Annotated in this window: 18 protein-coding genes; 8 read left to right on the forward strand and 10 right to left on the reverse strand. The window is 58.5% G+C overall.

The window, feature by feature from the left end:
- Positions 1-346: 346 nt before the first annotated feature.
- Positions 347-1,246, reverse strand: a complete 900-nt coding sequence (locus tag EDC26_RS10680) for a LysR family transcriptional regulator (protein ID WP_132582384.1) — start codon at positions 1,244-1,246, stop codon at positions 347-349.
- A 104-nt stretch (positions 1,247-1,350) separates the two neighbouring features.
- On the opposite strand from EDC26_RS10680, the gene EDC26_RS10685 reads away from it, so the two are divergent.
- The 6 genes from EDC26_RS10685 to EDC26_RS10715 all read left to right on the forward strand — a co-directional run bounded on the left by EDC26_RS10685 (position 1,351) and on the right by EDC26_RS10715 (position 6,345).
- Positions 1,351-2,232 (forward strand): amidohydrolase family protein, encoded by an 882-nt coding sequence (locus tag EDC26_RS10685; protein WP_132582386.1) that lies wholly within the window; start codon positions 1,351-1,353, stop codon positions 2,230-2,232.
- A 40-nt stretch (positions 2,233-2,272) separates the two neighbouring features.
- Positions 2,273-2,863 carry a DUF4286 family protein gene (locus tag EDC26_RS10690; protein WP_132582388.1) on the forward strand — a complete coding sequence of 197 codons (591 nt, stop codon included), beginning with the start codon at positions 2,273-2,275 and terminating at the stop codon, positions 2,861-2,863.
- A gap of 6 nt (positions 2,864-2,869) precedes the next feature.
- Positions 2,870-3,430 carry a carboxymuconolactone decarboxylase family protein gene (locus tag EDC26_RS10695; protein WP_132582390.1) on the forward strand — a complete coding sequence of 187 codons (561 nt, stop codon included), beginning with the start codon at positions 2,870-2,872 and terminating at the stop codon, positions 3,428-3,430.
- 29 nt (positions 3,431-3,459) lie between these two features.
- A complete protein-coding gene (locus EDC26_RS10700; RefSeq protein WP_132582392.1) occupies positions 3,460-4,260 on the forward strand; it encodes an SDR family NAD(P)-dependent oxidoreductase in 801 nt (266 codons plus the stop codon).
- A 175-nt stretch (positions 4,261-4,435) separates the two neighbouring features.
- A complete protein-coding gene (locus tag EDC26_RS10705) occupies positions 4,436-5,416 on the forward strand; it encodes a Bug family tripartite tricarboxylate transporter substrate binding protein (protein WP_132582394.1) in 981 nt (326 codons plus the stop codon).
- A 503-nt stretch (positions 5,417-5,919) separates the two neighbouring features.
- A complete protein-coding gene (locus EDC26_RS10715) occupies positions 5,920-6,345 on the forward strand; it encodes a DUF2442 domain-containing protein (protein WP_132582396.1) in 426 nt (141 codons plus the stop codon).
- Positions 6,346-6,627: 282 nt separating this feature from the next.
- On the opposite strand, the gene EDC26_RS10720 is transcribed toward EDC26_RS10715, so the two are convergent.
- Together EDC26_RS10720 and EDC26_RS10725 are read right to left on the reverse strand one after the other, a co-directional pair.
- Positions 6,628-6,933, reverse strand: coding sequence for an addiction module antidote protein (locus EDC26_RS10720; RefSeq protein WP_207915098.1), 306 nt, complete (start codon positions 6,931-6,933; stop codon positions 6,628-6,630).
- A 15-nt stretch (positions 6,934-6,948) separates the two neighbouring features.
- Entirely contained in the window at positions 6,949-7,242 is a 294-nt protein-coding gene (locus EDC26_RS10725) for a type II toxin-antitoxin system RelE/ParE family toxin (protein WP_132582400.1), read from the reverse strand.
- Between the two features lie 534 nt (positions 7,243-7,776).
- On the opposite strand from EDC26_RS10725, the gene EDC26_RS10730 reads away from it, so the two are divergent.
- Both EDC26_RS10730 and EDC26_RS10735 read left to right on the forward strand, forming a co-directional pair.
- On the forward strand, positions 7,777-8,118 hold the full coding sequence (locus EDC26_RS10730; RefSeq protein ID WP_207915099.1) for a type II toxin-antitoxin system RelE/ParE family toxin: 342 nt from the start codon (positions 7,777-7,779) through the stop codon (positions 8,116-8,118).
- Positions 8,099-8,410: a helix-turn-helix domain-containing transcriptional regulator gene (locus EDC26_RS10735; protein WP_132582404.1), complete on the forward strand. Its 312-nt coding sequence runs from the start codon at positions 8,099-8,101 to the stop codon at positions 8,408-8,410. Before EDC26_RS10730 ends, EDC26_RS10735 begins: the two co-directional genes overlap by 20 nt.
- Positions 8,411-8,608: 198 nt before the next feature.
- On the opposite strand, the gene EDC26_RS10740 is transcribed toward EDC26_RS10735, so the two are convergent.
- The 7 genes from EDC26_RS10740 to EDC26_RS10770 form a co-directional block, all read right to left on the reverse strand.
- The gene (locus EDC26_RS10740) at positions 8,609-9,556 is read right to left on the reverse strand and encodes an alpha/beta hydrolase (RefSeq protein WP_132582406.1); all 948 of its coding nucleotides are present in this window, start codon (positions 9,554-9,556) and stop codon (positions 8,609-8,611) included.
- A 19-nt stretch (positions 9,557-9,575) separates the two neighbouring features.
- Entirely contained in the window at positions 9,576-10,763 is a 1,188-nt protein-coding gene (locus EDC26_RS10745; RefSeq protein WP_243700886.1) for an ABC transporter substrate-binding protein, read from the reverse strand.
- A gap of 76 nt (positions 10,764-10,839) precedes the next feature.
- Positions 10,840-11,367, reverse strand: a complete 528-nt coding sequence (locus EDC26_RS10750) for a C40 family peptidase (RefSeq protein ID WP_132582410.1) — start codon at positions 11,365-11,367, stop codon at positions 10,840-10,842.
- A 96-nt stretch (positions 11,368-11,463) separates the two neighbouring features.
- The gene (locus tag EDC26_RS10755) at positions 11,464-12,039 is read right to left on the reverse strand and encodes a hypothetical protein (protein WP_132582412.1); all 576 of its coding nucleotides are present in this window, start codon (positions 12,037-12,039) and stop codon (positions 11,464-11,466) included.
- The gene (locus EDC26_RS10760) at positions 12,036-12,656 is read right to left on the reverse strand and encodes an SCO family protein (RefSeq protein ID WP_132582414.1); all 621 of its coding nucleotides are present in this window, start codon (positions 12,654-12,656) and stop codon (positions 12,036-12,038) included. The genes EDC26_RS10755 and EDC26_RS10760 overlap by 4 nt, the downstream gene beginning before the upstream one ends.
- Positions 12,628-14,118, reverse strand: coding sequence for a cbb3-type cytochrome c oxidase subunit I (locus EDC26_RS10765; RefSeq protein WP_132582416.1), 1,491 nt, complete (start codon positions 14,116-14,118; stop codon positions 12,628-12,630). The genes EDC26_RS10760 and EDC26_RS10765 overlap by 29 nt, the downstream gene beginning before the upstream one ends.
- Positions 14,119-14,120: 2 nt before the next feature.
- Positions 14,121-14,651 (reverse strand): cupredoxin domain-containing protein, encoded by a 531-nt coding sequence (locus EDC26_RS10770; RefSeq protein ID WP_132582418.1) that lies wholly within the window; start codon positions 14,649-14,651, stop codon positions 14,121-14,123.
- Positions 14,652-14,687: the final 36 nt, after the last annotated feature.

Here is a 14,687-nt window from a genome sequence, read left to right on the forward strand (position 1 = left end):
AATGCGACGGGATGAATCCATGATTGGCAGTCGCTGTTGCCACAACGCACCGTCGCGACGAAATATGGCACCCACAAGGGGTGCCGCTACAAAAACGGCCCCGTCTAATGCAGTGGCAGCCCTTGTGGCTGCCAAAAACCTCAAGAAGAAAGCCAGCCCGGGGCTGGCTTAGGGCCGTGCCGGCGTGTGAGGTGCGCCGGCACGGGTACTGCACGGGGTCAAAGGGGAGAACCTGGCCCCGTTACTACCTGGATAATGCTTGAGAAGCGCTATTTTATCGTTAACGGCCGCGCAGCGGAAAACTTTAGCGGTTTACATGATTATCAAGGCACGGCCCGCTCGCGAATCAAGCCATGTATTTCGCCATATCGATATGGCGCACGATATGGGCCGTTGTTTGCGTCAGCTCCGGGTTCGCGCCATGGACAAGCATGGCCAGGACCAGGCTGTTTTTGATGACGGGCTCTTTAATGCACGAAAACGTCAGTTCCTTGCGGTGCGGCGTGTCGTGGATGGCCGAGCGCGGAATAATCGTATAAACCTGATCGTACGAAATGGTTTCCACGGCGGTTTGAACCACGTCCACCTCGGCCACAATGTTCAGGCTGATCTCGGCATCATGGCAGATGCGGTCCACCAGGGTGCGGATGGAGTTGGGCCTGCTGGGCAAGACCAGGGGGTACCGCTCCAACTGCCCGGCCTTGATATTTTTAGGCGGCCGGGGCCGGCAGGTTTTGGCATAGGCCAGCACCATGTCTTCTCTGTATATGGTTTCGTAGCTCAGCATGGCGGCGGGCGTCGGGTCGTACAGCAGCGCCAGGTCGATTTTGCTTTTGATCAGCCAGCCCCGCATGTCGGCGCTCAAGCCTTCGACAATACGGATGGAAGAGTTCGGCATCTGCGCCCTGAATTCCTGGACGATCAGCGGCGTCAGGCGCCGGGCGATGCGCGGCGGCAGGCCCAGCCTGACCTTGCCCTGGGTGGGCGACTGAAAGCTTTGCAGATCCTGCCGGGCATGGTTGGCCAGTTTATCCAGCGCTCGGGCGTGACTCAAGAAGCGCAGGCCCGCTTCGGTGGGCTCCATGCCGCGTCCGGTGCGGCGCAGCAGATGCTGGCGCAGTTCGGCTTCCAGCAGCTGTATCTGGCGGCTGATCGAGGGCTGCGAGACATCCAGGATTTCAGCCGCGCGGGAAACGCTGCGCAGTTCGCACACCACGATGAAATAGCGGATTTGTTTCAAGTCCATAACAGCATGATATACGTTTTTTGCATATCAGAAGTCAAGCATCGGCCATTGCGGGCTAGACCCCGCCTGACGCATCATGGAGTGCATTTCTTAATGAGAAGGCCATGTTCGATTACGCCCCTCCGTTGGAACGAATTACCCCGGTTGCCCGCCGCTTGCCTGCTAATGCCTGCGACACGCATTGCCATATATTTGGCCCGGCCGCCGTTTTTCCTTTTGCTGAAGACAGGCCTTACACCCCGCCGGATGCGCCTTTTGAAAAGCTGCAGGCTATGCACGCCAAGTTGGGAATCACCCGCACGGTGCTGGTGCAGGCCGCCTGCCATGGCACCGATATGACGGCGGTGCTCGATGCCATCGCACATAGCAACGGCCAGTGCCGCGGCGTGGCCCTGCTGGCCCCTGACGTGGATGCGGCTGAAATAGCCAGGCTGCACGCGGGCGGCATTCGTGGCGCGCGCTTTCATTTCATGTCGCACCTGGCCGGTTCGACGCGTGAAGACGTCGAACGTATCGCTCGGCTGATTGCTGTTCACGGCTGGCATATTTGCGTACACGGCGACGAAGCCTCGGTGATCTCGGTATTGCCCTGGTTCACGAGTCTGGACGTGCCTTTTGTGATCGATCATATGGGCAGGGTGTCTGCGGACAAGGGCCTGCGCAATCCCCATTTCCAGGCCTTGCTGGATTTGAAGAACCATCCCCGCGCGTGGGTGAAAATTTCCGGCATCGATCGGGTGTCCAGCACTGGCAAACGGCCCTTTGCCGATGGCAAGCCGTTTGTGCGTGCGCTGATCGAGCATATGCCCGATCGTCTGCTGTGGGGTACGGACTGGCCGCATCCCCGGGTGCAGGGCGACATGCCCGATGACGGCGATTCGGCCAACACCCTGCTGGAGCTGTGCCCGGACCAGGCCGTGCTGGAGCAGATACTGGTCGCCAATCCTCAGGCCTTGTACGGGTTTGACGGGGCGGTGCGGGAATGATCGTACTGAACGTGTATATGGAACAGAGGTGTGTGGCGTCATGAAAAACGGTTTGATCAAGTTTCCAGGTTTGCGTTTGACGACGGATGGGCTTCGCCGCTCGCTTGCTGCCACGCTACCCGCCGAGGTATTGTCATCGGCCGATGTGCAGCATGCTGTCGCGCATGTCGAAACCTATGTGTATCTGCAGCTCGATGCGGCCGGCATTGAGGGGCAGGGCAAGAAGCTGCAGACAGCCTGCCGCTTGCTGTGCCCTGGTGCGCAAGTCATTGCCGTGCAATGCACGCTGGATCTGCCTGGGCGGTCCTTCGGCAACAAAGCCGCCTGGCACTATGTGGTGGAAACGGATGTGCGCCCCGAGGCCGAAGACGATTTCAATGCGTGGTATGGAACGGAACATATGCCGGGTCTCGCGGCTGTGCCCGGAACCATACAGACGTGGCGTTATATCGATAGCCTCGGGTCCCCCAAGTACTACGCCGCCTACGATCTGGAAACCCTGGAGACTTTCGGCTCCGACCCCTGGCTTGCCGTGCGCGGCTCCGACTGGAGCAGCCGGGTGCGGCCTAATTTTTTCAATACCAAAAGAACCATGTTCAAAAAAGACGGCGGTTCGCCGGGCGAGGAGTAAATCGCCATGCCCAGACTTTTGCCTCCCGAGCCCGAACGGATGAACGAACACCAGCAGCGCGTTTATCAGGCAATTCAGTCGGGCCCTCGCGGGCGTGTGCGCGGCCCCCTGGCCCTGTGGCTGCATCGTCCCGGGCTGGCCGAGCCCGCACAGGCGCTGGGCCAGTATTGCCGCTACGATTCGAGCCTGCCGCCGCGCTTGTCCGAGCTGGCCATCTTGACCATGGCGGCCTTGTGGCGTTCGGAATTCGAATGGTGGGCACATCAGCCTATCGCCCTCAAGGCCGGTGTATCGAGCGATATTGCCGAGGGCATACGCACGGGCGGCCCTATCGAATTCCAGCATCAGGACGAACAGGTCGTCCATGCATTCGTCAAAACCCTGGTCGAAACCCGCCATGTCCCCGAGCCGCAGTATCAGCAGGCGATTGAGGTGCTGGGCCGGGACCAGGTGGTGGATCTGGTGGGGTTGGCGGGGTATTACACGCTGATTTCCATGACCTTGAATGTGTTCGAGGTCGAGCCGCCCGATGCTACAGGGCCGACCGCGTTTGGCGCGGCCGGCTGAAATTCCTCTTTAATGCACGGGAGCTTTTCGTGACGGGACGTTTGCACAACAAGGTCGCTATCGTGACCGGCGCGGGCAGTGTGGGTCCGGGCTGGGGCAATGGCCGGGCGATCGCCTTTCGCTTTGCCCAGGAAGGCGCGCAGGTGTTTGCTGTCGATCTGAGTGCCCAGGCGCTGCTTGAAACCGTGGCCAAGGTTCGGGAGATCGGTGGCGCCATGACCACCCATATTGCAGACGTCACCTCCAATGATTCGGTCGCGGCCGCGGTCCAGGCCTGCATTCAGGCCTATGGGCAGGTCGACATCCTGGTCAACAACGTAGGCGGCTCGCGCAAGGGTGGCCCCGTGCAGTTGTCCGAAGAAGATTGGGACAGTCAGATCGACTACAACCTGAAAAGCGTGTTTCTCGCCTGCAAGCACGTGTTGCCGCTGATGGAGCAGCGTGGCGGCGGGGCTATCGTCAATATTGCGTCGACCTCGGGCATACGCTGGACCGGCTCCGCCCAGGTGGGGTACGCGAGCGCCAAAGCGGGCGTGATCCAGTTTTCGCGCGTCGTCGCCATCGAATACGCCGCAAAGAACATACGCTGCAATACGGTGATTCCCGGCCAGATGCATACGCCCATGGTAGAGGCCAGGCTGGCCGGCCAGCGCGCCGGAGGCGACCTGGAGCAACTGCTCGCGCAGCGCCAGTCCAGGATTCCCCTGCCGTTCATGGGCGACGGCCGGGATACCGCCAACGCGGCCCTGTTTCTCGCGTCGGAAGAAGCCCGGTTCGTGACGGGAACGGAATTGCTGGTCGACGGCGGCATGAGTGCGCGCTGCGGCTGATGGGTGGCGTCAGGGTGGCGATCTGTTTCGCCGATGTAGCGGCAGCCCTTGTGGCTGCCATCCATGCCAAAGAGAAATCCCCACACATTTCCCCCACGCAACAATAAGCATCAAACATCGCACAGTTTTAATTCACACAACCCCCAGAATATTCAAGGGGCGCAAAGGAGACAAAATGTTCACTAAAGCCGGAAAAACTTCATTCTTATCCAAACTGGGCCTGAGCGCGGCATTGGCCATGATGGCGCTAAGCGCCTACGCGGCGCCGCCCACCACGGTCGTCGTGGCTTTTCCGCCCGGCGGACCCGCCGATACCCTGGCTCGCGTAGTCGCCAAACAACTGGAGGGCCCGCTGGGTTCCTCGGTTATCGTTGAAAATAAACCTGGCGGCAACGGAGCCATTGCCGCCAATTACGTGAAGCGCGCCGCGCCTGACGGGCACACGCTATTCCTCAGTTCCGCCGGTGCCATTTCGATCAACCCGATGCTTTATCAACACCTGACCTACAACCCCGAAAAAGATTTCGCGCCTATTGCCATGTTGGTGTCCACCCCCGAGGTACTGGTGGTTCCCGCCACCGGTCACGTGAAATCGGTCAAGGACTTCCTCGACCTCGCCAAAAGCAAAAAGGAAGGCGTAACCTTGTCTTCATCGGGAATCGGCAGCATGCCGCACATGGCCATCTCGCTATTGCGCATCGCCACCAAGGCCAATATCTTGCATGTCCCCTACAAGGGCGCGGCCCCAGCCATACGTGATACCGTAGCCGCACAGGTAGGCGGGTTCTTCGGCGACATTTCCGGCCTGCTGCCTTTCATTCAACAGCACAAACTCACCGCCATCGGCATAGCCGCTTCCAAGCGATCCGCCAAACTCCCCGGCGTTCCAACCTTTGACGAGTTGGGCTTCAATAATGTGTACGCCAGCAACTGGTACGGCATTTTTGCCCCCGCCGGAACCCCTAAGAACACCATCGATGCACTCAACAAAGCTATGCGAATTGCCATGGCGTCGGCCGACGTCAAAAAATACGTGGCCACCTCCGGAGTAGAAGCAGCAGTCGATAGCCCCGACGAGTTTGCCAAGACGATACAAGACGACAGCAAAAAATGGGGCGCCCTGATCAAGGCCGAGAACATCACAGTGAATGAATAGCGTAAATATTTTACCGTCGCTACAAAATGCTCCGTTGCCATGAAACGTACTCGTCACTAATGTAGCGGCAGCCCTTGTGGCTGCCAAAAACCTCGGCAATCAAGACGATATCTACCGCAGCAAACAGCAATGGCACCCACAAGGGGTGCCGCTACAAAACGCCCTCGTGAATCATGTAGTGCCACCCCTTGTGGGTGGCACTAGGCCCAGGCGTACCCGTATTGCTTTACACGCTTGACGCCGCAGGTTGCATTCATACCAGCATCTTCGTATTTCAACGAATGGATAAATGCCTGTTGGGGGTGTTTTAAGAGCTAATAGCCTTGACACATACTCTGTTTGTTGCCGGCCAGGGCAATAAGGATCCGCGTTACCGTATAACCCAAGCTGTTTAGGATTTTAGTATAATGCCAACGGTACTGACGATTTTTGGGCTACGGGTAATCATTTACCCGAACGACCATCGCCCTTAACGAATCTGTGTAGGGATTGGAGACGTGTGCATGAATATTACTGATGAAACTTTCGATACGGCCAACCGCCGCGCCGAGGCGAATAAAGTGGCCTATCCAACTGCCGTTTCCGTGCGCTACGACCACCGCGTTGCTCGCATAGTCATCGTGCTCGCTTCTGGATTGGAATTGGCGTTCTCACCCAAGCGCGCGCAGGGCTTGGAAAACGCACGCCCGTCCGACCTTGCAGATGCCGAGGTCACGCCGTCTGGCCTTGGCATTCACTTCCCGCGCCTGGACGCTGACCTTTACATCCCGGCTTTGTTGGAGGGGTTCCTTGGCTCGAGGCGCTGGATGGCGGCGGAGATCGGCAAGATCGGCGGTAGCGTTTCGACGCAAGCCAAAGCGGCGGCCGCCCGTCAGAACGGGAAGCTCGGCGGGCGGCCTAGAAAGCCCAAGGGTTTGGTGGTGGTCTGAATTGTGCTGCGCGAAGAATTCAAATCGAGTTGAATTTGGGCGGTATTGCTGCTTATGACGCGTGATGCTGGTGGTTTTCGGTGTGTCATGGCCTTGCGGATATAGGGTTGGTTTTAGTGGGGAATGGCACCCACAAGGGGTGCCGCTACAAAAACGTCCCGTCGCTACGACAATGCGTCCCGCTGCCATGAAACACACCCGCTGCTAATGTAGTGGCAGCCCTTGTGGCTGCCAAAAACTCCGTCATTCCGAATTCGCCGTTTCCCAACCCGAAGTGTTTTTTTAGGCGTGTATAGCTTGGGCCACCAGGCGCACGCCGAGAGCTTCGCAGACCCGGCTGACCGTGTCGAAACGCGGGGCGCTGTCCGGGCGCAATGCTTTGTACAAGGCTTCGCGGGTGATTCCTGCCGACTTGGCTATTTCAGTCATCCCGCGAGCACGGGCAATGTCGCCAAGCGCGGCCGCCAGTAAAGCGCCATCGTTCGCTTCCAGAATGTCGGTCAAGTAGGCAGCGACGGCCGCTTCGCTCTCCAAATAAGGCGTTGCGTCGAACTCGGGTAGGTCGTCCACCTTAATGCGTTTGCTCATGTTCATTCCTTCTATTTAATCCAGCAGTGCCGCCAACGTCTTGGCGCGTTTAATGTCGCGTTTCTGCGTGCGCTTAGAGCCACCCACAAGCAACACAATCACCTGTGTCCCGCGCAGCGTGTAGTAGACGCGCCAGCCTGCGCCGATGTGTATGCGCAACTCAGAAACGTTCTCACCCACTGATTCAACATCGCCTATAAGGCCGCGTTCCAATCGTTTGAGCCTAGCCACAACCACGCCGCGTACCGTTCCGTCGGTAACACCGTCTAGCCAGGCTGTGAATTCGGGTAGCGGTTTGATCGTGAACATAAATAAAATGTAATCGATCGATTACATAATGTCAAGTCGCTACTAGGTGGACGTGAACGGCTGGTTTCGACCTGGCACGCGACGATGCATTCAGTGGTTCATGGCCTTGTCGATGTAGAGCTGGTTTTAGCGGGGATGGCACCCACAAGGGGTGCAGCTACATCAGTGACGGGTACGTTTTGTAGTGGCAGCCCTTGTGGCTGCCAATCGTTGACAACCGAGACAACATCTACAAACAAATACCCACCCGTGATTCACGTAGCGCCACCCCTTGTGGGTGGCATCGGGCGCAGGGCCTGCCTTATCTATATTTCTTTACACGCTTGATACCGCAGGTTGTATTCAGGCCCGTGCCTTCGTACTTCAACGAATGGATAAATGGCTGTCGGAATGTTTTAAGAGCTAGTGGCCTTGACACATACTCTGTTTGTTGCTGGCCAAGGCCTTTATAAATATGCGTTAACACCGACCAGCGAGGAGGTGCCATATGGCTCTTCAGCTTTGACTAATATTCGTTTATAGACGAAAATAGCCATGTATCGAATTGAGCATTATCTGAGCCCCAATGGACACAAGGATCTGTACATTGCTTGGCTTAAGCGGCTTCGCGATATTCAGGCGACAGTCGCTGTGGTTCGGGGAGTGACACGCGTCGAACTGGGCAATTTCGGTGATCACAAGTTTTGTCGCGATGGCGTATGGGAGTTGCGCATCGACGTGGGGCCGGGCTATCGGGTGTACTACGCCGTGTCGGGGAACCGTGTGGTGTTGCTGCGCGGTGGCGACAAGCGTACTCAGGATTCGGATATTGCGCGGGCGGTGGAGTATTGGCAGGACTGGCAACGGAGAACGGACGATGAAAAGCAAACCCCATGACGATGCGATGGCTGAGCTGTATCGCAGTGACCCTGTGTTCGCGCTGGAGGTTGTCAACAGCATTCTGGAAGACGGTGACCAAGCCGAGTTGCTGATCGTGCTACGCCAGATGGCGCAGGCTTTCGGTGGGGTTCAGGTCGTGGCCGAACAGGCGCATCTGAATCCGACGCAGCTTTATCGCACGCTCTCGCCGAAGGGAAATCCAGCGCTCAGTAGTCTGTCGGCCATCCTCAAGGCGATGGGACTGCGGCTGGCGGTGCAGCCCCTGGCTGGATCGGCACGCGCTGGCTGAGCGCGGCTTTGTGCCAGAATCGCAAAAAGCATGTGATGAAAACGAAGCCAGTCATTTCTTTCGGCGGAGCATGGCACCCACAAGGGGTGCCGCTACATCAATGACGGGTACGTTTGTAGCGCCACCCCTTGTGGGTGGCATGAATGGCTGGTACGTTTTGTCCCGCCACTCCTTATGGCTGCCAAAAACCCCACCCAATCAATAACGCGCCCGCAGCCAGTCGCCGATTCGCAGGGCTATCTCATCGCTATTGTTGTCCATCATCAGCATGTGCGAATTGCCCCGAATACCCATTTCGGCCAGCTCCCACCATTCCGTTGCGGCGCCCATTTGATCCAAGGTGTTTTTGAACTCGGCCCCTTTTTTTCTCAAGCTTTGCCAGGTGGGTGTTGCATCCAGGTAATCGCCGTACACAAATAAGCATGATTTGCCATTTAGCGTGGACGCCTCCAGGGAAGAACCAAAGCCGGAAGGTTCGACGGCCACCATGCCTTGCACCAGGCCTGGTCGTTGGGCGGCGGCCCGAAACGCGACTTCGCCGCCATGGCTGTGAGCCAGCAAGAGGCAGGGGCCGATGCGGTCCAGCGCTGCGCACAAGGTTGTGACGGCGGTGTCGTTATTCGATAGCCAGCGTGGCACGGCCTCGCAGATGAATGCGTCCAGATGCTCGACCGGAAAGCGTTGTTCCTTGAAGGGCTGGCGAGCTTGGAAATCGTTTGCGCGGCCGAAGCGGAACAGGCTCCAGGCTTCCTGGGCGCTACGGACAATGGGCGTATCCGGCCAGATGCCCGCAAAAGGCGCCCAGCCCGCGCGGCCGCGTTCCACATTGTCGACGACATAAACGGCGAAGCCCTGCTCGACAAAGGCTTGTACCCAGCCCGTGCGCCCATCGGGGGTGTGCTCCCACATGGCCCCGGTCATGCCGCCTCCGTGCAGCAAAACCAGCGGGATGCCAACGCGCTGTTCGGACGGAATAAAGTATTGCACATAGGCCTGCTCGATGTGGAACAGGCCGTTGGGGTTGTAATCGTAGGATGCGGTTTGGGTAAAGGCGATCGATCGGACCGGCTCGCCTTCGATGTGTATCTGCCGGCCCCCGGCGTAAAAGCTTCCGAATTCAGCTACACCGTTTCTTTTCACGTTCATGGATGGCAAGCAAGTATTTCTATGATTTCTTGTCGTTCTTCACCAAAGGGCACTTGCTTTCAGACAAAGGCCAAACCAGATCTTCGCCCGGGGTGGTCGCGACAATGGTGTAGTAGTCCCAGGGTTTCTTGGATTGCTCGGGTGTCTTCACTTGCGCGAGCAGCATGTCGCGCACGACCAGGCCATCGGGCCGGATTTGTGCGTGCTGGCTGAACGGGTCATCGATGGGCAGTTGGCGCATTTTGGCCATGACGGCATCCGACTGATCGGTGCCGGCCGCCTTGACCGCCTTCAGATAATGCCTGACCGATCCGTACACCCCCGCCTGCAGGAAGGTGGGCGGGTGGCCGACGCGCGCTTCGAATTTCTTGGTGAAGGCTCGCGTACCCTCGTTGGAATCCCAGTAGGAGGGCGTTGTCAGGTAGGTTCCCTGCGCGACCTTGAGCCCCAGGCTGTGCACGTCGGTAATCATCAAAAGCATGGAGGCCAGCTTTTGCCCGCCCTTGCCTATGCCGAATTCGGAAGCCTGTTTGATGGCGTTGATCGTATCTCCGCCCGCATTGGCCAGCGCAATGATTTGTGCCTTCGAAGACTGCGCCTGCAGTAAAAAAGACGAGAAATCCGAGGTGTTCAAGGGGTGGTAAACGGTTCCCAGCACATGTCCGCCATTGGCGGTCACCACGTCGCTGGTGTCTTTGGCCAGCTGTTTGCCAAAGGCATAGTCGCTGCCCAGAATGAACCAGTTTTTCCCGCCGGTCTTGACCACTGCACTGGCGGTGCCGTGGGCCAGGGCATAGGTGGTGTAGGTCCATTGGATACCGTAAGGCGAGCATTGCTCCTGAGTAAGGGCTGTTGTGCCCGCGCTGGAAAACATCACTATTTTCTTTTTCTCGCGAGCTATGTTTTGCACGGCCAGCGCTACCGATGAGTTGGGCAAATCGACGATGACGTCCACACCCTCGACATCGAACCATTTGCGGGCAATCGAGCTGCCGATATCGGGGCGATGCTGATGGTCGGCCGAGATGACTTCGATAGGGCGGCCAAGCACCGAGCCTCCCGCTTCTTCGGCCGCAATACGCGCCGCTTCGACCGAGCCTTTGCCTGTGGCATCGGCCACGACTCCGGATAGATCGGTAAGCACGCCGATTTTTATCGGAGCCGTGGAGGGAGTTTGAGCGCTGGATGTGAGCGGAAACGCTAACAGGGCGCTGGCCGACAGTGTCGCGGTAATCAGGCTGAGCTTCACGAAAATCTCCTCGGGTTGATGGGCTACTTTACCGCTAAAACAAGGTCCGCGCGCCTTCATAGCGTTTGGCGAAGTAAGGGCTGCTTAGCGCGTCGATGCGCACGTGGCCGCCGCTGGAGGGCGCGTTGATGAACTGGCCGTCGCCGATGTAGATGCCCATGTGCGAGTACGAGCTATTGAGCGTATTGAAAAATACGAAATCGCCCACACTCAGCTTGCTTCGCGACACGGGCCGGCTGATTTGCGCGATTTCGGCGGTGTTGTGCGGGAGCTGCGCGTCGGCCGCGTTTTCAAAGACATACTGGATGAAGCCGCTGCAATCGAAGCCCGTATTGGGGCTGGAGCCGCCGTAGCGATATCGGGTTCCAAGCAAGCCCATGGCCGTCAGCGCCACGTCGCTTCGCTTGGTGCCGTCAATGATGATGTGCCGATTGGCGTAACTGTTTCGGGAAGAGGATCTCAGGCCGGACTGGGTGGCGCAGCCAGCCAGAAAGACCAAAAGCAAGGCCATTAGCAGCAGAGAGTAAGATCGAGTCCGATGCCCGTGTTCAGGTGTCTCCATGCCTGCATTATGGTTGCGTTCACCTCTGCGGACAATAGCCGGGGCCGTGAAATTCGTTTTGAGTGTTTGGAATGTGCGCTTATGGCGACATATCGGCTATTTGGAATCGAAGCGGCCCCAGAGAAGCTTGACCGAAATGCCCAGCACCAAGGCGCCGCCGATCCATAGCATGTATTGGCCCAACCGTTGCTGATCGTCGAGTAGATAGGTATTGCACAAGCGCCCGGGCCAGATCAGATAGAGCCAGCCCAGGCGAAAGAAAGTGGCCGTCAATTCAAGCATGAACACCCCCTTGACGATGAAACCCATGCGCGGCCAACTGAGCGCCAGCGGCAAGCCGATCAGGAGCGGCACCGACAAATACTTTGCGGCGGCGACGAGAGGGTCCGCCACCGATGCATCGAGTTCCAGCGGCAGCATCCAGAAGGCGCTGACCACGCTTGCGAGCAGCAGCCCGGCGATACCCTGGTGGTTGCATCCCGAGATGATGTCCTGAAGGCGAGCGGGCAGCGCTCGCGGCAATAAAAACCCCACGCCGATAAGCAATGGGATCTGCAGCAGCATTTGCGTGGTCATGCTCGATTCGAGAAGCTGCCGCAGCGGCGGCACCATCAACGCGAGATAAACCAACGCCGCGATGCGGACGGGGTGGCGAAACGAAAGAGTCATCATTGCCCCAGGCGCCGCAGCACGGTTTGCCCCGCGAGACCCGGGGCGTCTTCGTCGAAAATCTGTACCAGCCTGCCGGCGGGGTCGACCAAGTGGATGGCGGCATTATGCGTGTAGCCGCCGCTGGCCGGGTCGGGGATGACCGTGATGCCGAAAGCTTCCTTCAGTTGCACAAGCCCGTGGGGGTCGACGGGGCGGGCGGCGATCCACCCCAGCCCCCGGTCTCGCGAACGCTGCATATAGGCCGTTAGCTGCGCCGGAGTGTCATGAAGGGGATCGAAACTGATGCTGAGCAGTTGCACCTTGCCCTGCGCCAACGGCTGGGCGAGGGTGTCCTGGAGCTGCGCGAATTCGCCCCCGAGCGCGACGCAGTAGGTGGGGCAGCGGGTATAGATGAAATCCACCAGCAGCCATTTGCCATGCAAATCCGCCAGGCTGATATGTGAGCCTGATTGGATTTGCAATGCGACGGGGGGAATCTGGACAGGGTGCCGGCGCACGGCAAGCCGCCGCGCGGTTTCGGTGGTAAATGCCTGGAACCGGTCGGTGGCCGCGCTGAGAGCGGCTGCACCGGCCAGCAGCAGGCCTAAGCTAACCAGTAGCGTGCGCAGAATCGCCATGGCCAGGTGACCTCAATAGCCCGACGATAATGTGCAGGGTGAACACCAGCATCGCCACGATCAGCAAAATGGCGCCTATCGACCCGGACTGGTCATACGTCAGCCACTCTGGCAGATGCACGGCAAAGCGTCGCGGCGTGCTGATGTGGCCGGCTGCAAGGAACGACAAGACGAATATCAGGCCGCCCAGAATATACAGCGGGAAGCTCAGCTTGTCGCTGGAGCGGGAAGGCGCGTTCTGGCCGATAACATGGAACATCAGCGCAAGCACCATGGGCAGCACGCCCAGCAGCAGGTAGAAGTGGAAATGGCCGGGCACCCATTGGGTGTTGTGCATCAATTTATTGACGCTGATGGTGCCGTCGATAATGGCCGGAACGATGCCTGCGGCCCAGCCGAACATCGACAGGACCAGAAGCCTGGAGGGCATATTCCAGCGCATTCCCGAGCGGTAGATATTGGCCAGCGCGCCGAATACCGTCACGGTAAATACCGGCAAGCCCGCGCAATAGGAAATGATCTGGCCCATCACCAGCATCCAGTGCGGCATGACGTAATCCATCATGAGGTGGTGCGGATAGACAATCAGCACCATCACCAGGCTTGACGCCCAGGACCACAGGAATGGCCTTGATATCGGGTAGGGCCGCCCGCTGTAGCGGGGCAGCAGTTCGTAGACCGCGATCACGCCCATGTAGATGCTGGCATTGATGAACATGTGGCCGAACAGATAGGTCAGGTTCTTGACCAGCAGCGCATTGAGCGTCACCGACGGGAAATAAATATTGATGATGCACATGACCAGCACGATGGCGCCGGCAAGGATGCCGATGGAGTTGGTAATGGCGACCATGGTGCTGGCCACGACCGTTTTGGGATGCGACTTGTCGATGTCTCCGCTGAACAGCCATTGCAGGCCCAGCGCGCGTCCAAGGTTGGAGTACACGCGGATGATGGCCCTCATGGCATCCAGATAAAACAGCAGGAAGCCCACGCCGATCAGCAGGTAGCCCAGCATGAACAACGCTGCCGCGTTGCCGCTCCAGAGCCCCATCGGGTGTTCCGGAAGCGGATACAGGAACGTCCACGCGCCCGCGTATCCGCCGATAAAGACGGCCGCCAATAGCGCCACGGCGCCGAGCATGAAAAGCACGTAGTTGGCGAGGAATATCGACAGGCTGAGCTTGACATACTTGCGCAGGAAAAACCACATGACGGCGCTGGTTGCAAGGCCTATGGTGCCGACCATGCCGGCCCCGTGTGCCGTCATTACCTGATAGAAAACATTGGGCAGGACGCCGATCCAGGTGCTCTGGGCCATGCGCATGGTCAGCCCAAGCAGCATCATCAGCACGAACACCATCAGCGCCGAGATGGTGTACAGGTTAAAGACAATGCGCTCGTTGCGCGTCAGAGTTTCGTTGGCCGGGTGTAGTGCGCCGGCGGGTTGCGATGCGTTCATGGCTAGCCTCCCTTGACGACTTCGAATTCGGTCACCATCCCGTGATGCGCCACGCCGCAATACTCAAGGCACATCACCCGGTATTTGCCGGGCTGGGTAAAGGTGTAGTGCAGGCGGTTGGTGAAACCGGGCATGGCCTGGGTCTGTGTGACGATCAGGTCGTTCGGGCCGTAAATGGCGAAGCCGTGGTTGACGTCCGTGCTGGTCACATTGAATTGCACCGGGATACCGGCCTTGATTTTGTTTTGGCTGAGCGTCCACGACCACTGCCGCCCCACGACATCGACGATTTGCGCTGCGCTCGATGTCGCGTTTTGATTGGCGATAGGGAATGGCTTGAGGGTGGCGTAGGCCACGCCGACGCCCAGCAGAACCAAGGCAAGGAACCACCATCGTCGGATGGTATACGAGGCCTTCTGCACTTGCGCAGTATCGTCGGGTTTGCTTGCCTGACTGGTGATCCAGATGAATACCAACGAGACCAGCCCGATTCCCGTCAGCGTTAAAAGCCAGATTTGGGTTTGCGCGATCATGACACTTTCCTTCACTTAACCTGCGTTAAGAACCGG

Source organism: Paralcaligenes ureilyticus, from assembly GCF_004346225.1.
Lineage (GTDB): Bacteria > Pseudomonadota > Gammaproteobacteria > Burkholderiales > Burkholderiaceae_B > Paralcaligenes > Paralcaligenes ureilyticus.